13 protein-coding genes are annotated in these 21,596 nt (G+C 44.3%); 1 reads left to right on the top strand and 12 read right to left on the bottom strand.

Translation table 11 applies throughout. The annotated features are described in order from the left end of the window. Positions 1-46: 46 nt before the first annotated feature. On the bottom strand, positions 47-3,580 hold the full coding sequence (nifJ, locus tag FRZ06_20410) for a pyruvate:ferredoxin (flavodoxin) oxidoreductase (GenBank protein QOX65557.1): 3,534 nt from the start codon (positions 3,578-3,580) through the stop codon (positions 47-49). Between the two features lie 790 nt (positions 3,581-4,370). Here nifJ and FRZ06_20405 point away from each other — a divergent pair. Continuing rightward, positions 4,371-5,555, top strand: coding sequence for an AI-2E family transporter (locus FRZ06_20405; GenBank protein QOX65556.1), 1,185 nt, complete (start codon positions 4,371-4,373; stop codon positions 5,553-5,555). A 221-nt stretch (positions 5,556-5,776) separates the two neighbouring features. Here FRZ06_20405 and arcC read toward each other — a convergent pair whose 3' ends face one another. The 11 genes from arcC to carA all read right to left on the bottom strand — a co-directional run bounded on the left by arcC (position 5,777) and on the right by carA (position 21,503). Beyond that, the gene (gene arcC, locus FRZ06_20400) at positions 5,777-6,724 is read right to left on the bottom strand and encodes a carbamate kinase (GenBank protein ID QOX65555.1); all 948 of its coding nucleotides are present in this window, start codon (positions 6,722-6,724) and stop codon (positions 5,777-5,779) included. 76 nt (positions 6,725-6,800) lie between these two features. Beyond that, positions 6,801-8,018: an arginine deiminase gene (gene arcA / locus FRZ06_20395; GenBank protein ID QOX65554.1), complete on the bottom strand. Its 1,218-nt coding sequence runs from the start codon at positions 8,016-8,018 to the stop codon at positions 6,801-6,803. 107 nt (positions 8,019-8,125) lie between these two features. Then, a complete protein-coding gene (argF, locus tag FRZ06_20390; protein QOX65553.1) occupies positions 8,126-9,115 on the bottom strand; it encodes an ornithine carbamoyltransferase in 990 nt (329 codons plus the stop codon). Between the two features lie 190 nt (positions 9,116-9,305). Continuing rightward, a complete protein-coding gene (locus FRZ06_20385; GenBank protein ID QOX65552.1) occupies positions 9,306-10,844 on the bottom strand; it encodes a PLP-dependent aminotransferase family protein in 1,539 nt (512 codons plus the stop codon). A 262-nt stretch (positions 10,845-11,106) separates the two neighbouring features. Continuing rightward, a complete protein-coding gene (locus FRZ06_20380; GenBank protein ID QOX65551.1) occupies positions 11,107-12,537 on the bottom strand; it encodes an ISLre2 family transposase in 1,431 nt (476 codons plus the stop codon). A 285-nt stretch (positions 12,538-12,822) separates the two neighbouring features. Beyond that, the gene (gene argF / locus FRZ06_20375) at positions 12,823-13,809 is read right to left on the bottom strand and encodes an ornithine carbamoyltransferase (protein QOX65550.1); all 987 of its coding nucleotides are present in this window, start codon (positions 13,807-13,809) and stop codon (positions 12,823-12,825) included. Positions 13,810-13,813: 4 nt separating this feature from the next. Then, a complete protein-coding gene (locus tag FRZ06_20370) occupies positions 13,814-14,428 on the bottom strand; it encodes a DUF1836 domain-containing protein (GenBank protein QOX65549.1) in 615 nt (204 codons plus the stop codon). 174 nt (positions 14,429-14,602) lie between these two features. Continuing rightward, on the bottom strand, positions 14,603-15,742 hold the full coding sequence (locus tag FRZ06_20365) for a class I SAM-dependent RNA methyltransferase (GenBank protein ID QOX65548.1): 1,140 nt from the start codon (positions 15,740-15,742) through the stop codon (positions 14,603-14,605). 135 nt (positions 15,743-15,877) lie between these two features. Continuing rightward, the gene (locus tag FRZ06_20360) at positions 15,878-16,900 is read right to left on the bottom strand and encodes a rod shape-determining protein (protein QOX65547.1); all 1,023 of its coding nucleotides are present in this window, start codon (positions 16,898-16,900) and stop codon (positions 15,878-15,880) included. A 279-nt stretch (positions 16,901-17,179) separates the two neighbouring features. Continuing rightward, positions 17,180-20,374 (bottom strand): carbamoyl-phosphate synthase large subunit, encoded by a 3,195-nt coding sequence (gene carB, locus FRZ06_20355; GenBank protein QOX65546.1) that lies wholly within the window; start codon positions 20,372-20,374, stop codon positions 17,180-17,182. A 16-nt stretch (positions 20,375-20,390) separates the two neighbouring features. Beyond that, positions 20,391-21,503: a glutamine-hydrolyzing carbamoyl-phosphate synthase small subunit gene (gene carA, locus FRZ06_20350; GenBank protein ID QOX65545.1), complete on the bottom strand. Its 1,113-nt coding sequence runs from the start codon at positions 21,501-21,503 to the stop codon at positions 20,391-20,393. Positions 21,504-21,596: the final 93 nt, after the last annotated feature.

The raw sequence follows: 21,596 nt of genomic DNA, 5'->3' as shown, positions 1-21,596 counted from the left end.
GCAAGGGGTGCTTGTAATGGATGTTTATTGTTCTATTCAGTTTAGATTATTGATGATCCGCCAGTCTCTTGTAGCTCTCATAACGATCTTTTGCATTTTCTTCAGACATCTCAAATAGCTTGTCAGCAACCTCTGGGAATTCCTGTGCCAGGGAAGAGTATCTAACCTGACCAAGGATAAAGTCTCTGAAGTTTGTAGTAGGTGCTTTGGAATCCAGCGTAAACGGATTCTTTCCTTCCTTCTTGAGCTCCGGATTGAATCTGTACAAGTGCCAGTAACCTGCATCGACAGCATCCTTGATGTTCTCCTGAGCTTTGCCCATGCCCTTCTTAATTCCGTGGTTGATACAAGGAGCATAAGCGATGATGATGGAAGGTCCGTCATACTTTTCTGCCTCGATGACTGCCTTCATGAACTGATTCTTGTCAGCACCCATTCCTACCTGGGCTACATATACATAGCCGTAGGACATAGCCATCATACCCAGATCCTTCTTCTTAATTCTCTTTCCGGATGCCGCAAACTTAGCAATTGCTGCAACTGGAGTAGATTTGGAAGACTGTCCTCCGGTATTGGAGTATACTTCTGTATCAAATACGAGGATGTTCACATTTTCGCCGGAAGCAAGAACGTGATCCAGACCGCCATAACCGATGTCATAAGCCCAGCCGTCGCCGCCCAGTGCCCATACGGATTTTTTGACCAGGAAGTCTTTTCTATCATCAATATCTTTTACGAGTTCTGCAATTTCCTTATCGTCAGTCTTTAAAGCATTGATTGCTTCCAGCAGTTTATCGCTGGCAACTCTGGATTCATTTCCGTCATCCTTTGACGCTAGCCATCCTTCAAGCGCAGCTTTAAGATCTGCAGGAATATTGAGAGCCAGCAGTGCATTTGCGCAATCTTCAAGCTTTTCTCTCATCTGCTTTGTTGCGATGAACATACCGAAGCCGTACTCTGCATTGTCTTCGAACAGTGAGTTTGCCCATGAAGGTCCTCTTCCATTTTCGTCTGCACAGTAAGGAGTGGACGGTGCGGATGCTCCCCAGATGGAGGAACAACCTGTTGCATTAGCAATCATCATTCTGTCGCCGTAAAGCTGTGTGATGAGCTTGATATATGGTGTTTCTCCGCAGCCTGCGCAGGCTCCTGAGAATTCAATATATGGTTTTGCAAACTGGCTTCCTTTTACACTTTCCTTTGAAAGAAGCTTATCTCTTACAGGAAGTTTTGTAAAGTAGTTCCACTTGTCTGTTTCTGCGTCGGCAACTTCAGCAAACGGCAGCATTACCAGTGCCTTCTGTTTTGCAGGGCAAATATCTGCGCAGTTTCCGCAGCCCATACAATCCAGTGGGGAAAGTTGTATTCTGTATTCAAGTCCTTCCAGACCTTTTCCAATCGCTTTCAGTGTTTCAAATCCTTCGGGAGCATTTGCTTTTTCCTCTTCATTTACGAGAACCGGACGAATGGAAGCATGCGGACATACGAAGGAGCACTGATTACACTGGATACAGTTTTCGTGTTTCCAAAGTGGCAGCTGAACTGCAACGCCTCTCTTTTCATATGCGGAGGTTCCTGCTGGGAAGGTTCCATCTTCTCTTCCGGAGAATGCGCTTACAGGCAGATCATCGCCTTCCTGTCTCGTCATTGGAATGAGAACCTCTTCGATAAATTCAGGAACTTCAAGCTTTGTGTTTGCATCATCCTTAGCGTCAGCCCAATCTGCAGGAACTTCAACCTTCTTGATATCGGTGATACCTCTGTCAATAGCTGCATTGTTCATGCTGACGATCTTTTCGCCCTTCTTACCATAGGAGTGTTCAACAGCTTCCTTCAGGTATTTCACTGCATCTTCTACCGGAATTACGTTTGCCAGTTTGAAGAAGGCAGCCTGCATGACCATGTTAATTCTGTTTCCAAGTCCGATTTCACTTGCAATCTCGGTAGCATCGATGCTATAGAAATTGATATCATTCTTTGCAATATATCTTTTCATTGAAGCAGGCAGATGCTGTGAAAGCTCTGCATCGCTCCAGTTGCAGTTGAGAACAAAGGTTCCGCCCTTTTTCAGGCCCTTCAGTAAGTTGTACTGGTTAACGTATGCCTGATTGTGGCATGCAACGAAATCTGCTTCGTTAACAAGATACGTGGATTGGATCTTGCTCTTTCCGAATCTCAGGTGGGAGATGGTTACTCCGCCTGACTTCTTGGAGTCATATGCAAAGTATCCCTGCGCATAAAGATCTGTTTCATCACCGATGATCTTTATGGCGTTCTTGTTAGCTCCTACTGTACCGTCGGAACCCAGACCCCAGAACTTACAACGGATTGTTCCTTCCGGCTCAGTGGTAATTCCTTCTACAGTTGACAGAGAAGTGAATGTTACGTCATCAACAATACCAATGGTAAACTGGTTCTTTGGCTCAGCCTGATCCAGGTTGTCATATACTGCAACGATCTGTCCGGGAACGGTATCCTTGGAACCAAGACCGTATCTTCCTCCATAGATTTCAGGAGCATCCTTCTCATTGTAGTACATGGTTCTGACGTCCATATAGAGCGGATCCCCGATAGCACCCGGTTCTTTTGTTCTGTCCAAAACAGCAATTTTCTTAACTGTCTTAGGAATGACAGCCTTGATGGCTTCTGGTGAGAACGGACGATATAATCTAACCTTTACAAGACCAACTTTTCTTCCCTGCTTTAACAGCAGGTTCATGGTCTCTTCGATGGTTTCACAGACAGAACCCATTGCAATAATAATCTGTTCTGCTTCGGGATCACCAACATAGTCAAACAGGTGATAATCTCTTCCTGTCAGATCGCTGATTTTCTTCATGTAGCCTGCAACAATTTCCGGAACTGCATTATAGAACTTGTTTGCAGCTTCTCTTGCCTGGAAGAAGATATCAGGATTCTGTGCAGTACCTCTTGTTACAGGATGCTCCGGATTAAGGGCATTCTCTCTGAATCTCTGTACCGCTTCCATGTCAACAAGGCTCTTGAATTCTTCATCTTCAATTATCTCTATTTTCTGTACTTCGTGGGATGTTCTGAATCCGTCAAAGAAATGCATGAAAGGAATTCTTGATTTAATGGATGCAAGATGTGCGATACCGCCAAGGTCCATTACTTCCTGAACGGAACTTGATGCGAGAAGTGCGAAACCGGTCTGTCTCGCTGACATTACGTCTGAATGGTCTCCAAAGATATTGAGTGCATGTCCTGCCAGCGTCCTTGCGCTTACATGAAATACGCCTGGCAGCAGTTCACCGGCGATCTTGTACATGTTCGGGATCATGAGAAGCAGTCCCTGAGATGCTGTGTATGTTGTAGTCAAAGCGCCTGCTGCTAATGAGCCGTGTACTGCTCCAGCTGCTCCGGCTTCTGACTGCATCTCTACAACCTTGACCTCTTGTCCGAAGATATTTTTTCTTCCGTAAGCTGCCCACTCATCTACTACCTCAGCCATAGTTGAGGATGGTGTGATAGGGTATATTGCTGCAACATCAGTAAATGCATATGATACATGTGCTGCTGCTGTATTCCCATCCATCGTTTTTGTTTTTCTTTTTGCCATAGTGTAACCCTCCTTAACAAATCTATCAAACATAAGAATTATTAACCTAGCATCTAAAAGTATTCAATTAACCCATCTTATTTCGTAACGCATGCTTTGTAAATTCACCACAACTAGAACCGATGATTTGTGATTCCTGCTGCTCTGTGCATTGCACACAGTGATAATTATGCTGTCCTTGTTACTTTTCTGTCACCTTTTTTGTTAAGTTAATATATTCTTAACGATTTCCAGTAAATGTTTTTATTAATTTGACAAAAAACATAAGTGTTTTCTATATTACTCTAATGCTATTTTCCCTTTGAGTCAAACAGTTTTTCATTAAAAAAATAAAATAAATAATATATTGTGAAATTATAAACAAGTCTTGGGATTTCTTTGGAGTTATTTTCTATTTACTGGTGGTCAACGTAAATTCTAAAGCGATAAATCCCCATTTTTCTAAGCCCCTATTTTTGGATGCTATCGATTTTGTTCCAAGACGCTTCCTATGGCGATGCGGCAATCCTTTTGAAAATGGTTCAATCTATGCAACATTACCAACAGCAAACCCATTTTTTGTGAGATTGAAGCAATTTTATCAATGTACATTTCTCCCTGCCTTCCATAGTGTCAACGCTTTACCTTCCAAAATTAATTTGCTTATAACTTTTGTCTTGTTATATAATACTATCAACAGGCATTAGAAATCAACAATAACAGCCTTGGAATTTATCTTATTCATCCCAAGCTTGCAGCATATAAATCGTTAAAGCACGGTAAGCAGAGCTTGCAAAAGGAAGGTACAGGAATGTCAAAATTCAAAGAAATGTTATCTGATTGGAAATATATTAAGTTCTGCATGTACGTAGTGTTTACATCTGCACTACTGTATGTACTGTATTTTTTTATCAAGAACTTTAATATGGTCATTACTGGCATTTCCAATATGCTAGGCAGCGTACTTACTGCATTCGCACCTTTGATCACCGGCTTGATCCTCGCATATTTACTTAGTCCGCTGGTTGAGTTTATTAATAAGAAGCTGATTTCAAAACTCTTTATTAATCTGCCCAGCGATCCCATCAAGCTGGAGAAACGTCTTGGGCTTCAACGGACCATCAGTATACTGATTACCTTCCTGCTTATCTTTCTCATAATTTGCGTCATTATTTATGCGTTCGCTTTTTTAATTGTGGGAGATCTTGTGTTTACAAGTCTTCAGAATATGTTAGACAGTATTGTAAATTACTTTATGAAATACGAGTCTTCTTTTAAAAGTTGGATTGACGCAATCCCCAATAATACCGGCATAGAAGAAAGAATTCAAGAATTCGCTAACCAAGCAATCTCTTGGGTCTCCAAAAACTTCAGCACAGCAGCAGTCTTCCGCTTTATCACCAATATTAGCGGGAGTATTCTCAATACTGTGCTGGGAATCGTTGTCAGCATTTATCTTCTGAAGGATAAGGAGTTTTTCCTTCGGCTCTGGCGTAAACTGCTGCATCTGATACTGCCCATGAAGGCGAATGCAGTTGTAACGGAGACGTTATCCGATATCAATCAGGTTGTTTCTCAGTTTTTAAGAGGCCAGCTTCTGGATGCACTCTTCATCGCAATTTTGTCTTCCATCGGCTTGTCCCTCATCGGCCTTGATTTTGCAGTCTTTATCGGTTGTTTTGCAGGTCTTTGCAATATCATCCCATATTTCGGTCCAATTATCAGTACCGTTCCTGCTGCCATGATCGGCTTCATGACCGGAGGCGTAAGCCAGGGATTACTGGCAATCCTTGTTCTGGTCATCATCCAGCAGATCGATGCAAATTTTTTGTATCCCAGAGTTGTTGGATCCAGTACCGGCCTCCATCCCTTATTCATACTCATTTCAGTTACTGTAGGCGGATACTATGCCGGAATCATCGGAATGATACTTGCTGTTCCCATTGCTGCCATTATAAAGGTGCTGATCATGAAGCGGCTGGATTCCGTCGATTGAACCTGCCGGAATTAATTTAATCGAGCAGCGAAAAACTAACAATCCATTTCATCAAAAGAAGAGCCTGCAATCATCCGATTCGATGCTGCAAGCTCTTTTTTATCCGATCAGTGTGATCAGCAACTTTTCTGTATGCTAAGAGGAGTTAACCTCCTTTTTCTTGTCCTTCTACCGTCTGCTGCCCGACTATGAATCAGGCTCCTCTTACAATCATTCATGGGTTAGCCAACGATTCGAGTGCCCGTCTTTCCATCCAAAGCGTCCACTGCTTTATATAGTGAGGTAATAATAGCCGTTTTTCCCGTACCGGATTCCACAAATTTCATCGCTGCCTGCACCTTAGGAAGCATGCTCCCCGGTGCAAAATGACCTTCTTCAACATATTGCTTCGCTTCCCTTACAGTCATCTCATCCAGATCCCTTTGATCCGGTTTTTTGTAATTGATCGAAACCTTTTCAACCTCGGTTAGGATCAGCAGCGTATCGACGCCAATTTCCTCTGCCAGCAGCTCCGCAGCATAATCTTTATCAATGACTGCGGCAACACCTTCATAGGAACCATCTTCATGCTCAACAACAGGAATTCCCCCTCCTCCAGCGAAGACGACGATGGTGGAATCCCAAAGCCTTCTAATGGTATCGATCTCCACAATTCGCTTCGGAATGGGTGAGGGCACAACGCGGCGCCAGCCCCTTCCAGAGTCTTCTTTCATCACGTATTTTTTATCAGCAGAGAGCTTCTGCGCTTCCTCTTCACTGTAAAAGGGACCGATCGGTTTTGTTGGCTCCTGGAAAGCAGGATCATCATAGTCCACCAACATCTGTGTTACTACAGTAATCACCGGAATATGACCTTTCTTTACCTTAACAAGGGCTTCGTGCATCCCCTGTTGTAAGTGATACCCGATATAGCCTTGGCTCATTGCACCACAGACATCAAAGGGCAACGGCGGCACCACTTCTTTCGCGGTTTCAGAAGCCAGCAGGATTCTTCCGACCTGAGGGCCGTTTCCGTGAACCAAGGCAATTTCATAATCACTGGCAACGATTTGTGCGATATAATCGCTTGTTTTCCGAACTACCTCGAGCTGGCACTCTGCGGTTGGGGGGGAACCAAAAGCCTGAAGAGCATTTCCCCCTAGGGCAATAACGATCTTGCCTTTGCACATTTCAATTCTCCTCCTTATTAATTATATAACTTTATTTGGGATCTGCTGCCATAAACGAACATGCAATACTGCTGACTCAATCTCGATGAATCGGCATACTCATGCATCTTGGACCTCCCCTCCCTCTGGAAAGTTCTGAACTTGGTATGGTCATGACCGTAACACCGTACCGATCGAGAAGATCGTTTGTTACGTGATTTCTGTCATAGGTAATTACGGTTCCTGGTGCGATGGCTAAGGTATTGGATGCATCACTCCATTGTTCTCTTTGCGCTGCGATCTTATCCGACCCTCCGCACCGTATCATCTGTACCGCAGGGAGCTTCAGTTCTCTTTTTAAGATGGTTTCCAGTTCATTTTTACTGCTCTTGAATACTGGCTTTCTTTCCTTATCCAGTGTTACTTCGTAGATGTGTAAGGGGCCTTCAATTTCTGGGTGGATGGTGAATTTATCGTAATCCACCATCGTAAACACCGTATCTAGATGCATGAAAGCTCTGCATTTCGGTATTTCAAATACTAGGATTTTACGAAAACTGTTGTTGTGATTCAGAAGCCGCTCGGCCAAAATTTCAATCGCATCTGCAGAGGTTCTCTGACTTAGTCCAACAGCAACAATCTGAGGCGAAAGTACGAGAATATCTCCGCCCTCGATGGGGCTCATACCTTCGTAATCGTACCAACGTTCCGTTCCCTCGGGCATAAAGCTCTTGTTGTAAAGGTAGATGTACTTCAGCATCAATGCTTCTCTTTTTCTGGCTTTGGTTTTCATACAATGGATGCTGACGCCGTTTCCGATACATGCTCCCGGATCTCTGGTAAAGTACAGGTTAGGCATGGGGTCTGTGTAGTATGGATATTCCTCATTGATATAATCAGCCAGGGAATTGGTTTTTTTAAAATGGACATCCTCTTTTTTAATGCCGGCGATGATTGATTCAACCATCTCTTTCACAGGCATATCCATCAAGTACTGTTCCATTGCCTCCAGCGCATGTAAAGAAAAAACATCACTGTCATTTAAAAACTCTTTGATAAATTTCCTTCTAACCTGTGCATTCTCAAGCGCCAGGATTACCTCATCCGCAAAGTAAAGAACTTCTACTTTGTTTTCCCTTAGCACATTAGCAAAGCAGTCATGCTCCTTCTGGGCAACCTCTAAATATGGGATTTCATCAAAGAGGAGTCTTTCAAAATTGTCCGGCACCAAGCCCTCTATTTCTCGTCCAAGACGATGCAGCAACACCCGGTTCAGCTTCCCAATCTCCGAATAAACGTTTATGCCCTGTACCATATCACGTTCTCCTTTCAAATCGATTCCCTCGATCTATGAATCATCAGGGAGATTCCTATCGAATTATGACAGATTCCTTTAAGGATGGTCTGTTGCGCAGCAATATCCTATGCGATGGTGGCGGCTATGACTGCCTTTATGGTATGCATTCTATTCTCCGCCTCATCAAAGACGACAGAATGCCTGCTGCGGAATACTTCGTCCGTTACTTCCCTGATGTCATACCCCTTTTCCTTCCAATCTCTTGCCATTTTGGTTTCAAAATCATGGAAGGCAGGCAGACAGTGCAAGAAGAGTACATCAGGATTTTCCGTTGCATTCATGAGGTCCATGGTCACCTTAAATGGCGTTAGCAGTCTGACCCGCTCAGGAATCTGCGCTTCTTCCCCCATAGACGCCCAAACGTCGGTATAGATTACATCCGCGTCTTTCAGACAAATCGGCGAATCCGACACCTCAATTGTGCCACCTGTTTCAGCCGCAACGGCTTTGGCCATGGCAACAATTTGCTGATCCGGTTCAAGCTCTGCAGGCCCGTAAGCGGTGAAATGAATCCCCATTTTAGCACAGCCATACATCCAGGCATAAGACATGTTATTTCTGATATCTCCGCAAAATACAACTTTGCATTGTTTCAAAGGCTTAGAAAGATGCTCTTCCATCGTAAGCAGGTCCGCCAATATCTGTGTTGGATGATCCGCGTCCGTTAGCCCGTTCCATACCGGAACGCCAGAGAACTTCGCCAATTCCTCAACCACCTTTTGCTCATATCCCCTGTACTCGATTCCGTCATAAAATCTTCCTAGTACCTTGGCGGTGTCCTCCAGAGACTCCTTTTTTCCCATCTGGGAACTGCCTGAATCCAAAAAGGTAACATGGGCTCCCTCATCAAGACAGGCGACCTCAAAGGCGCATCGCGTCCTTGTAGAGGTCTTTTCAAAAAGCAGTACAATATTTTTCCCCTTTAGTATTTCGTTTTGAATCCCGGCTCTTTTTTTCGCCTTGAGATCTCTGGCGAGATCAAGAAGGTACCGGATTTCTCCCTGAGTCAGATCCATCAGTGTAAGAAAACTTCTTCCCTTTAAATTTACTGCCATCTCCTATCTCCTCATAAATAAAATATAAAGCATTACTCTTCCTGATTTGCATCATATAACAGCGGCAAAAAAAAGAAAGTACCAGCACAGGATTATTTCCATGTGCCAGTACTGAGCTGCAGTAAACGGTGAATAGGAAGCGGCTGCCTGCCTAGTAATATTTCAGTTCTTAGCATCCCGATTCAGCACTTTAGCTTTCTCTCTCCAGTTCTGTCCCATAGCTGCTATCTAATGTAAGTCGGCTCTCCCGCAAGGCTTGTGTCAGCAGTCCGATGCCTTTTTCAATCTGCAGCTTACTGGGATAGGAAAAATTGAGGCGAATGCAGCAATCTCCCTTTGATCCTCTGATATAAAACACGCTTCCGGGGATAAAGGAGACACCTTTTTCGAGAGTTTTTAGATACAGCTTGTGGTAGTCCGTATCCGACGAAAGTTTGCACCAGAGATAAACCCCACCGGCAGGCTTCCGAAAACGGAGGCCCAAATCATTTGCTTCCTGGAGACATAAACACATCAGGTCTCTCTTTTCCTTATAATCGCCGCAAATGGTTCTGAGGTTTTTCTGGTAAATTCCTTTTTCGATACAGCTGCTAAGAAGCTTTTGTGAAATGCTGTCCAAACTGATTAAACGAATCGAAACAATATAACTCAAACTCTTTATCAGGGTTTTATCAGCCAAGACAAAGGCCATTCGAACTCCGGGTGCAAATGTCAGCGCAAAGGAATAGATAAAGATCACGTTATTTCCCTTATCCAGAGCTTTTAATGATGGAATACGAACCCCTTCAAATCGAATTTCCGATACTGCGTCTTCTTCGATGATGGGCATGCGATATTTGTGAGAGAGGTCGAGAAGTGCTTTTCTCCGTTCCAGGCTCATGACGATTCCGGTTGGATTTTGAAAATCTGGATTTACATAAATAAATTTAGGCTGATGCTTGATAATAAGGGGTTCCAGTCTGTCGCAAAGGATTCCCTCCTCATCCATAGGCACAGTAATTACTTTCCCTCCCGCCAGCGCGAAGGTTCTATAGACGTCTGGAGAAACCGGTTCCTCTGTGATCACAGTATCTCCAGGGCGAATTAAAAGAGAGGCCAGGTAGTCCAGCGCTTGATTGGTCTCAGAAACGATCTGTATTTCGGAAGGCTTTGCCCCAATCCCCTTGCCAGACATAAAATGAACAATATTCTGCCTTAAATCATGGTTTCCTTGATAAGGAGAGAACGAATAGGTTTCTATGTTGTCCGATGAAATAATGTCCCCAAGAATGTTGGCTAGATCCTCCTTGCCGTATTCCTCAGCAGATGCGATTCCCCCTGCAAAGGAGATGTTGTTTGAAGTATAAGACTTTGTGAATAGATCGTCAAAGGTGATTTTGAGATCGAGATATTCATCCCGAATCAGACTGGTCCAGGCAATGGTTGCTCCTGCTTCTGCTGCCGTCCGCGAGTTCTTGTATTCCCCGCAGTCTTTATGTTCTCCTGCATCTGACTGATACGATACGGTATACCCTTTTCCTTGTGATGAAGAAAGAAAGGCATCCGCCTTCAACTCCATATAGGCTCTAACGACCGTATTCCTGTGAACCTTCAGGAGCTTTGCCATGGTTCTTTCTGAAGGCAATACAAATCCGTCGGTGATTTCTCCTTTTAAAATCATCTCTTTCAGCTGATTCACAATCTGCATATAGATCGGTGTATGGGCATGATGATTGATGGTAATATCCATAGGTGATCCTTCCTGCTACTTTCACTAATTTTTGTATCAGAGTAATGCTTCGTCTTAATACATGATTATAGTTTCAGTAAAGTCGGTTCCCTCAGATTGCATCTGGCTTCGCTCTGAAAGCAACAATGAAACGATCAGTGCTTTGCCAAGGTAAAATATATTCTTTTTCTCTCATTCTGTCAACGTTTTCCCTCTTATGGGATCGCGTCAAGTTAGGACGGGAAAAATAAAGCTGGAGTTTCCCCATTGTTAAAACCTTGTATTAAATTCCCCTGAGTCCTCGTAATGCTAATGCCAGTTGAGTGCGCTTTCCTGAATTTAGAGCAGGCAGGTTATCGATTGTCTCTCCACTGACTTTTCGTATCTTTTTTCTGCATAATTTTAAGTCCAGTTCAATGGCTCTTGTCTCTCTGATTCGTTCTTGTTTCTTTCTTAGCGCCAGATCGAATAGATTACCTCCGTTTTCAGCAAAGACTCGGAGTCTTGCCATCTGATCGACTCCCTCAAGGCTCCATCCCAGCGGCCTGGAACTGAGCCGATCTGAATAGATATGGCTAATGTGCCCTTCGGCACTGCAGCCCGAATAATCCTTGGAATAGTGATACTTAATGTTTTCCCAATGATTCATGATATAGGTCTTTGCTTCTTTCACCGATTGTGCCTTTGTCTCTGTTTCTGCTGCATCCAGGATGGTTTCAAATACGACCTTTAGGTATTCTTTGTCTTCTCTTTTAAGGGCTCTCCATATTTCCCTCTCAGCGTTTTCAATATGCGCTCCTGCTGTTTTTACCGCCTTGTGCAGGTGGTATCGGTCAAGTACGAAAATACTTTTGTTGATTATGGTTGCTCCTGACTTTATCCAGCTTGCTCCATCCCCGGACAAATATATTTTTTCAATCTTATCATAGTCATAGGCGGTATCAATGTAATCTGCTACTTCGTTCCAGAGTTCTTCTGATTCCCTGTACATTCCACCGAAATATCTCGGGTTCTGCAGTTTCCACCTTTCTTTTCCGACCTGTGTCCTGCCTTCATGCACATACACAAGCTTTGGTTCTGAACAGCCGCCAGCCTGAAGCGCAACGTGATCTTCGTCAGCTTCAATGTAGAGAATTGTAGGCGTTTCTTTTGATCTTGAAATTTTCACTTCGTTATTCCTGACCGGGCCTAGTTCCCTTATGGCGTTCATAACACTCTGGCTTGAAATCTGTAGTGTCTCGGCAGCTTTCCTGCCACTTCTTGCGTACGGGGTATCAATCGCTTCTTCAATCAGTCTGGATTTCAAGGCAACATCCATTTTGTCGTAGGAGTCGATTCCCATCAGTTCATCCGATAAATATCGATATTCCGTTTCGGTTTTATGCTTGTAGTACGTTCTATGATAATGAACCTCACCAAATATGGTCGCAAGGGTGTTGGGTGCAGCCTTCTCATGAACATACCAGTTCTGCTTTCGACGAGAATCTCCTTTCACAAGAGAATCCATCATTTCCAGCGCTTCCTTCGCTAGAATCGTTCCTACTTGGTCCAGTATTTTCTTAGTCTCAATTACAAATTCGGAGATATCCTTCTTTTCCATCAACATCTTTTCGAAGTTTTCCTCAAAACTCCTGATGATTAATTCTGCAATTTCAGTTATACTATTGTTCATAAGAGTGCCTCCGTTATTTGTTTTTGTGGTTATTAACATCATAACATATGAGGCCACTCTTATTTTTTTATTTCCTTTATTTTTCCCGTCCTAATTTTACACTAAGCTCTTATGGTAAAATATGAGCGTTGCTCCAAGTTCATAACGCAAATTATTTTGCACCTTACGATTAATGGTTTTTGGAAATCTACCCAGTAAAAAAAGAGAAAGTGTTGGATAATAGCTTTGAATAAGCTCACTCCAATATCTTTCTCTTTCCGTTTGTTGCAATTCCTATTACCGATTCAGCTTGTGAAATACGGCTTTCGGTATTGAAAATATAAGGCCCTACAAAGTGGCAACCATAATGGCTTTGATTGTATGCATTCTGTTCTCTGCTTCGTCAAAAACAACGGAATGCTTGCTGCGGAACACCTCATCTGTGACCTCTCTGATATCAAAGCCCTTCTCCTTCCATTCCTTGGCCATCTTCGTTTCAAAATCATGAAACGCAGGCAGACAGTGGAGGAAGAGAACATCCGGATTCTCCGTAGCTGCCAATAATTCCGTGGTAACCTTAAATGGGGTCAGCATCTTCACTTTGGCTGGTATCTGATCCTCTTCTCCCATGGAAGCCCATACATCGGTGTAGATCACATCAGCACCCTTTAGGCATCCCGGGTCACTGCTTACTTCAATCACGCTTCCGGTGGCTTCCGCAACCTTTCTGGATGCAGAAAGAACGTCTGGATCTACCTCAAGCTCATCGGGACCGTACGCTACAAAATGAACGCCCATTTTCGCACAGCCATACATCCATGCATAAGCCATATTGTTTCTAATATCGCCGCAGAAAATGACTTTTGCCTTATTGAGCGGTTTCGCCATATGTTCTTCCATGGTCAGCATATCGGCCAGGATCTGAGTGGGATGATCGATGTCTGTGAGTCCGTTCCAAACGGGAACGCCAGAATATCTGGCAAGATCCTCGACTGTTTTTTGATCAAACCCTCTGTATTCAATTCCGTCATAAAATCTGCCCAAAACCTTAGCACTGTCTTCTATGGATTCTTTTTTGCCTACTTGAGACCCTGAGGATTCCAGGTAGGTCACATGTCCGCCTTCATCGTGGCAAGCAACTTCAAAGGAGCATCTCGTTCTCGTAGATGTTTTTTCAAACAGTAGGACTATATTTTTTCCCCTTAGCAAATCACCGCTGATTCCAGCTCTCTTTTTTGCCTTCAAATCATGGGCCAGATCCAGCAGATACCTGATTTCCTGCGGAGTAAAGTCCATCAACGTTAAAAAGCTTCTTCCCTTTAAATTAACTGCCATGATTTCAACCTTCTTTCTGTTTTTTCTGTTTTGGTTTTAAGATATACTCCTGAAGGAGTTTATGAGCCAGGAATTTTTGTGCGTCTGCTTTCAGAGAAAGGTTCACGATCAGCATGAAGAGCTCCAGCATATCATCATCTGATACCTCGGATTCCATGAGATAGTTCTTACTATTTTTGATCACGCTGCTGATACTCTTTGCAAGGGCATCTTGTTCGGCTTCATGCACTTCAAGAATTCCTTTATACAGTGCAGCAATATCAATTTTATCATCAAATTCAGAATTGTAATTATCAATGAGCGGTTTCATAATCTTTTCGATTTCTTCCATCTGGAAGGTGCCCTTCATATAGAAAATGAGGGTCAGCAGAATCAAATGATCCTTGGAATATTTCTTATTGACGGGCCTTGGCAGCATATTGTGCTTCACATAGTTTCCAATCATCGTTTTTGTGATGACCTTATCTTTTTCACTGTTTTTATAGACCGCAAGCTCCCTGTTCAAAAAAGTCTCCGCCTGATCCATATAAATTTCCATATCGGGAAAAGCTGCTTCATCAATTTTTCCCTTGGCTACAAATTCGTCTATCGTATTTTTAATAAATTCTTCATACCTCAAAACACTTTACCTCCATCGATTGTTATCCTTAAGAGTTTTTGCTTATAGTTAATATAACTATAATATAAGGTATTCATTACTACCTGTCAATAATTCCTAAAAAATCTCCAAGTATTAGGGACGCACTGATCAAATGGAGTGTATGCGCAGATGATCACGTAAATTTTCGTTTCCTTAAGCTTTCTTGGGTTTTTCTCCGTAATACTGATAATATGTGACTTCCAGCCTGCCATTATAGAGTTTCCTTCTTCTGTCTGCGGGACGTCCGAAGGTAAGCATTTCAAACTCTTTATCTGTGGTTACTAAGTACAGGGACCATGTGGGATTTTGTTCGAACAACTTTTTCAAGTCAGAATAGATGTGCCGAATCGCATCCTTTTCTCCGATTCGTTCGCCATAGGGCGGATTCGCGATCATGATGCCATAATTTTCATCAAACCGGACTTCCTTCAGCGGGCGGATATGAAAATCGATGCAGTCATCAACGCCGGCTTCCATAGCATTTTCCCGTGCTGCCATCACCGCAGCAGGCAGAATGTCAGAGCCGATAATGCGAATCTCAGCATCATTGTTTATTGCATCAAATGCTGCCTTTCTCTCTTCTTTCCAAAGATGGGACGGAATGGCCGGCCATTGCTCAGCCGCAAATTTTCGGTTCAGGCCAGGAGCAATATTTCTCCCAATTAGTGCCGCCTCAATGGGAATTGTCCCGGAACCGCAGAATGGATCAAGGAGAAGCCTTCCTTCTTTCCAAAAGGACAGCTGGACCATTGCTGCTGCCAGCGTTTCCTTGATGGGCGCAGCCACGTCCTTAACCCGGTATCCCCTTTTGTGAAGGCCTGCACCGCTGGTATCAAGCGTAATGGTTGCACGATCCTTAAGAAGCGTCACCTTAATGATAAATTCCGGTCCCGTCTCCTCAAACCATTGGCAGTGATACGTCTCTTTCAGTTTCTCTACGATGGATTTTTTCACAATCGCCTGACAGTCAGGAACACTGTGCAGCTTCGATTTGACAGAGGTTCCTGTAACAGTGAATTTACCGTCCTCCGGAATCCATTCTTCCCAGGGAAGAGCCTTTGTCTGCTGAAAGAGTTCTTCAAAACTAAGCGCATCGAATTCGCCCAGTTTAACAAGCACTCGGTCGGCACACCGCAGCCACAGGTTTGATTTTACAACAGCCCGTTCATCACCTAAAAAGGTTATTTTTGCATCTTCAGACTTAAGAACCTTGAACCCTAGATTTTCAATTTCTCTTTTGACCACCGCTTCCAGTCCAAAGGTAGCGGTGGCGATCAGTTCCAGCTTTGCCAAAGTTTTTCCTCCTATACCATGGGAAGCGCATCTGCCACTTCCGTCAGAGCCCAACGGCTCCGGCTCTTGCGATTACCTTTGCAGATTGATTCCCACAAAGATAAAAAGCTCTCTTGCGAGAGCTTTCATTTTCTACTAAATGTATGACCTTCTTTTATTCATCTGATTGTTTTCAATCGCATCGATGGAATTTAAGGCCTTACCGGTTCCGATGGCAACACAGGATTTGGGATCTTCAGCAATGGTAACCTTGATGCCTGTTCGTTCCTCGATCCGTTTGTCGATACCGTGTAGGAGTGCTCCTCCGCCGGTGATGACGATACCGCTGTTGCTGATGTCTGCTGAAAGTTCCGGCGGCGTTCTCTCCAATACGCCGTGAGCAACCTCGCAGATCACCTGCAAAGGCTCGTCCAGCGCCTCCATCATCTCCTTCGAAGTGATTTCGATGGATTTCGGAAGTCCCGTGACAAGGTCTCGCCCTCTGCATTCCTTTACGACCACTTCTTCTCTCGGATAAGCAGTACCGATGGTCATTTTCATTTCTTCCGCGGTACGCTCCCCAATGTAAAGCTTGTGCTCTTTTCGCATATATTTAATAATCGATTCGTCGAATTTATCACCAGCAACCTTTACAGAGGTACTTGTTACAATTCCTCCCAGGGAAATCACTGCAACATCGGTCGTTCCTCCGCCGATGTCTATGATCATGACTCCGTCGGGCTTAGAAATATCAAGTCCTGCACCGATGGCTGCCGCAACAGGCTCCTCCATCAAATAGACCGCTTTGCCTCCCGCTTGGGTAGCAGCTTCTCTGACGGCTCTCTTTTCAACCTCAGTAACACCACTGGGCACACAAACCATAATTCTTGGCTTGAAGAATCTGCCGCTTCCGCAGGTCTTTTTAATAAAATATTTCAGCATTCTTTCCGTTACATCATAATCGGAAATCACGCCATCTCTCAGCGGTCTAACAGCAATGATATTGCTTGGAGTTCTCCCCAGCATCTGCCTTGCTTCTTCTCCCACTGCGAGAATCTCATTGGTATCTCTGTTGATAGCGACAACGGACGGCTCGTTCAGAACGACGCCCTTCCCTTTTATATAAACTAAAACATTTGCTGTTCCAAGGTCAATGCCCACTTCTTCTGTAAATCCCAAAATTATCCCTCCTCGTATATATCGTATCAAATCATTCTGTAATCCATAAGGAAATAGATCTGCATATATCAGCTTGTCCCGCTAAACAGAACTAAGGCGAACTTATGCTCGGAAATCTTAAAAATCTCGATTTCGCCGCCATATTCTTATCATTTACGTTTATCTTTAATATTATATCTACAAAGAGTAAAATTTTCAATTTTTATTTTATATTTCATAGACAAAGTTTGGATGGAAATGGAGCTGCCAGATGAAATCGACAGCTCACACTGCTAACATTCATATTTTTACGATGTCTACCATGTTAAAGTCTTCCAAGGTCTTCCTCATCAGAAGGCTATTGGCCAGTGCATTGGCAGTATCGATGGAGGTCAGGCATGCGATGTTTCTCTCGATTGCTTTTCGCCTCATCTGAACGGAATGCACCGCCGGTTTTCTTCCGATGGTGGATGTTGACACTACAAAGTCAACCTCACCAGTATCAAACAAATCACTCGTATTGGGAGATGGTCCATCGTGCTTATTAACGATTTCTGACGGTACGCCGTGTTCTCTCAGATATTCTGCCGTACCCTTCGTTGCCCAGATTTTATATCCAAAATCAATAAACTTCTGCGCAAGAGGCACGACTTCCGGCTTGTCAGAATCCTTTACTGTAATCAGAACGCAGTTTCCAACTTTATGCATCTCATAACCTGCTGCAATGAGACCTTTGTACAAGGCAGTTTCCAGATCGCGATCGATCCCAAGTACTTCTCCTGTAGATTTCATCTCCGGTCCGAGATGATTGTCTGCGTCATGAAGCTTAGGAAAACTGAATACCGGTACTTTGACCGCTACGTAGTCGCCTTCAGGGCAAACGCCGCTGCCGTAACCGAGATCCTTGAGCTTTGCACCCAGTGCCACCTTCGTTGCAAGGTCAACAATAGGAACGTTGGTAACCTTGCTGATATACGGTACAGTCCTCGATGATCTGGGATTGACTTCGATGACATAGACCTCTCCCTGATAGATGACGTACTGGATATTTACAAGACCCGATACGTTGAGCTCCTTGGCAAGCCGTCCGGTATATTCCACGATGGTATCCCGTATTTTCTGGGTTAATGTCTGGGGCGGATAGATGGAGATGGAGTCTCCGGAGTGGACTCCTGCCCGCTCAATATGCTCCATGATGCCAGGGATGAGGAAATCATCTCCGTCACAAACTGCGTCGACCTCCACTTCCGTACCCATGAGGTATTTATCGATGAGCACCGGGTTCTCAAGCTCTGTTGCGGTAATGATATCCATATATTCTATGACATCATTTTTTCCGTGAGCGATGATCATATTCTGGCCTCCCAAAACGTAGGACGGTCTCAGCAATACGGGATATCCCAGCTTCTGCGCTTCCTTCACTGCTACTTCTGTGGTATAGGCCATTCTGCCGTTTGGCCGCGGAATGTTGCAATGCTCCAGAAGCTTATCAAACCGTTCTCTGTCTTCTGCTGCATCAATGCTGTCCGCTGAGGTCCCCAGTATTTTAACGCCCTTATTCTTCAGATGCTTGGTGAGCTTGATGGCTGTCTGTCCTCCGAACTGCACCACCACGCCCCATGGCTGCTCTGTCTCGAGAATGGAATCCACATCTTCGGGAGTTAGGGGTTCAAAATAAAGCCGGTCGGAAATGTCAAAGTCTGTGGAAACAGTCTCTGGATTATTATTCACGATAATCGCTTCATATCCGGCTTCCTTCAGTGCCGTGACACAGTGAACAGAGCAGTAGTCAAACTCGATTCCCTGTCCAATCCGGATGGGACCCGAACCGAATACGATGACCTTCTTCTTTCCGGTGCTATGCTGCTCGATAAATTCTCTTGCCTCATTTTCCTCATCATAGGTGGAATAGAAATAGGGGGTTTCCGCAGCAAACTCTGCGGCGCAAGTGTCAACCATTTTATAGGAAGCGTACAGTTTTTGCGGTGGTTCCTGTCCGCTAAGATTCTTGATGGTTTTGTCAAGAAAGCCCAGTTTTTTTGCCTTTTTATATTTTTCCTGCGTCAGCTCTCCTTGGGAAAGGGATTGCTCCATCTTGAATAGGTTGTTCAGCTTATTGATAAACCAACGATCAATCTTTGTGATCTCAAAGATTGTGTCAATGGAGATTCCACGCTTCAACGCCTCATATACCACAAAGATCCGTTCGTCGTCACAGTGGTGCAGAAGCTCTTCAATGGTATCGGTATCTTTTTCCTTCAGCTTTCTTAGGTTTAGGGAATCAAGATTCAGCTCAATGCAGCGAACCGCTTTCATCATTGCCTGTTCGAACGTAGTACCGATGGCCATTACTTCTCCGGTAGCCTTCATCTGAGTGCCTAGGGTTCTCTTTGCGTAGACAAATTTGTCAAAGGGCCATTTGGGGAATTTGACAACAATGTAGTCTAGTGCCGGCTCAAAGCAAGCATAAGTCTTTCCTGTTACCGTATTGAGAATCTCATCCAATGTATAGCCAATGGCAATCTTGGATGCCACCTTTGCAATCGGATATCCAGTGGCTTTTGAAGCCAGGGCAGAGGATCTGGATACTCTGGGATTTACTTCAATGACTGCATATTCAAAGTTGTCTGGATTCAGAGCGAACTGACAGTTACAGCCGCCCTCTACGCCTAGCGCTTGAATGATATTGATCGATGCAGTTCTCAGCATCTGATATTCTTTATCAGACAGAGTAACAGCCGGTGCTACAACGATGGAATCTCCCGTATGTACGCCCACCGGGTCAACGTTTTCCATCGAGCAAACGGTGATGGTATTGTTCTTGCTGTCTCTGATAATTTCAAATTCAATTTCTTTCCAGCCGGAAACACAGCGTTCCACCAAAATCTGATGGATGGGGCTCAGCCGCAGGCCGTTTTCACCGATTCTCAAAAGCTGCTTCTTCGTGGATGCAATACCTCCCCCAGTTCCCCCAAGGGTATATGCAGGGCGAACGATCACAGGGTATCCGATCTCTTCCGCAAAGGCAAGGGCGTCGTCTATGTCAGTTACAACTTTGGAAGGAATCACCGGTTCTCCGATAGACTCCAGCATATCCTTAAACAGCTGCCGGTCCTCCGCCTTATCGATGGTTTCCGGAGTAGCACCCAGAAGCTTTACATTCTGTTCTTCCAGAAATCCTTCCTTTGCAAGCTGCATGGAAAGCGTCAGTGCGGTTTGCCCTCCCATGGTAGACAGAATGCTGTCAGGCTTTTCAAGCTTAATAATCTTTTTCAGTACCGGCAGCGTCAGGGGCTCAATATACACCTTATCCGCTATGGTTTTATCCGTCATGATGGTGGCCGGATTTGAATTGACCAGCACGACTTCAAGTCCGTCAGCCTTCAGTGTACGGCAGACCTGCGTTCCCGCATAATCAAACTCCGCCGCCTGTCCGATGATAATAGGACCAGATCCGATCACAAGCACTTTCTTTATATCGTTACGTAATGGCATAGTTTCCTCCCTCTCTTTACTGCTGCTTCATGAGTCCGATGAATGTGTCAAACAGATACTTGGTATCCAGCGGTCCAGCGCAGGCTTCCGGATGGAACTGCACCGTAAAGGCCTTTCCGTTCTGATACGTAATCCCCTCGCAGCTCCCGTCATTGGCATTATGATGGCTTACAAAGCCAACCGCTGGGTTCAGCGTTTCTCCTACCACCGCATAGCCATGATTCTGGCTCGTAATAAAGACTCTGTCCCGCACCGTGTCTACCACCGGCTGATTGGCTCCCCGGTGGCCATACTTTAGTTTCTGTGTGGCTGCACCATTTGCCAGGGCCAGAAGCTGATGTCCCAGGCAGATGCCGAAGATAGGAATCTCAGAATTCATCAGTTCTTTTAAAATTGCGATGGGCTCCGTATTCTCTGAAGGATCTCCAGGTCCGTTGGAAAGCATAATCCCATCAGGATTGATGTCGAGGATTTCTTTCACAGTGGTATTATAAGGCACCACCGTTACGCTGCAGCCTCGTTCCAGCAAGCTGCGGAGAATGTTCTCCTTTGATCCGTAGTCGTAAAGGGCAACATGAAGTTCTTGATTTTCTGCCTTATGAAATGTCTTCTCCGCGCAGGTTACTGATTTCACTGCATCCTGTATGGTATATTCCTTTAATTCCTTTAAAAAAGCGTCCATATCTTCAGGCAATTCCGTTGTAATTGCACCGTTCATGACGCCATGCTCTCTCGTTTTCTTCGTAAGTGCCCTCGTATCAATATCATAGATACCGATTACATTCTGTTCTTTGAGATACTGGTCTATGGTTTTGCCGCATCTGAAATTGGACGGTTCCTCGCACCATTCTCTCACAATATATCCTTTCACCCAGGATTTTTTTGATTCACTGTCAAATTCATTCACACCGTAATTTCCGATCAACGGGAAGGTCTGTGTTACAATTTGACCATAATAGCTGGGATCGGTCAAGGTTTCCTGATAACCGGTCATTCCCGTGGTAAAAACCACCTCTCCCAATGCTGTACCCTGAGCGCCAAAGCTATTTCCTTGGTATACAGAACCATCCGCCAAGATTAAATATGCTTTGCGCTCTTCTTTTCCTGTCAATTGATTGCCATGTTCCATGTTTTATATTCCTCCCCATCAATTCCAACGTATCAGTCTGCAGGCTCATATCCGGTGAAATTCTTGCGATGCAGGGCGTATCTGCCCGCCAGA

It is taken from the genome of Clostridiales bacterium, from assembly GCA_015243575.1.
Classification (GTDB): Bacteria; Bacillota; Clostridia; order Peptostreptococcales; family Anaerovoracaceae; genus Anoxybacterium; species Anoxybacterium hadale.
This window is presented reverse-complemented; position numbering and strand designations above follow the sequence as displayed.

What these genes read in the sequence shown, in the direction of transcription:
- nifJ (QOX65557.1), bottom strand. Translation starts at nt 3,580, where the DNA reads ATGGCAAAAAGAAAAACAAAAACGATGGATGGGAATACAGCAGCAGCA.
- FRZ06_20405 (QOX65556.1), top strand. Translation starts at nt 4,371, where the DNA reads ATGTCAAAATTCAAAGAAATGTTATCTGATTGGAAATATATTAAGTTC.
- arcC (QOX65555.1), bottom strand. Translation starts at nt 6,724, where the DNA reads ATGTGCAAAGGCAAGATCGTTATTGCCCTAGGGGGAAATGCTCTTCAG.
- arcA (QOX65554.1), bottom strand. Translation starts at nt 8,018, where the DNA reads ATGGTACAGGGCATAAACGTTTATTCGGAGATTGGGAAGCTGAACCGG.
- argF (QOX65553.1), bottom strand. Translation starts at nt 9,115, where the DNA reads ATGGCAGTAAATTTAAAGGGAAGAAGTTTTCTTACACTGATGGATCTG.
- FRZ06_20385 (QOX65552.1), bottom strand. Translation starts at nt 10,844, where the DNA reads ATGGATATTACCATCAATCATCATGCCCATACACCGATCTATATGCAG.
- FRZ06_20380 (QOX65551.1), bottom strand. Translation starts at nt 12,537, where the DNA reads ATGATGTTAATAACCACAAAAACAAATAACGGAGGCACTCTTATGAAC.
- argF (QOX65550.1), bottom strand. Translation starts at nt 13,809, where the DNA reads ATGGCAGTTAATTTAAAGGGAAGAAGCTTTTTAACGTTGATGGACTTT.
- carB (QOX65546.1), bottom strand. Translation starts at nt 20,374, where the DNA reads ATGCCATTACGTAACGATATAAAGAAAGTGCTTGTGATCGGATCTGGT.
- carA (QOX65545.1), bottom strand. Translation starts at nt 21,503, where the DNA reads ATGGAACATGGCAATCAATTGACAGGAAAAGAAGAGCGCAAAGCATAT.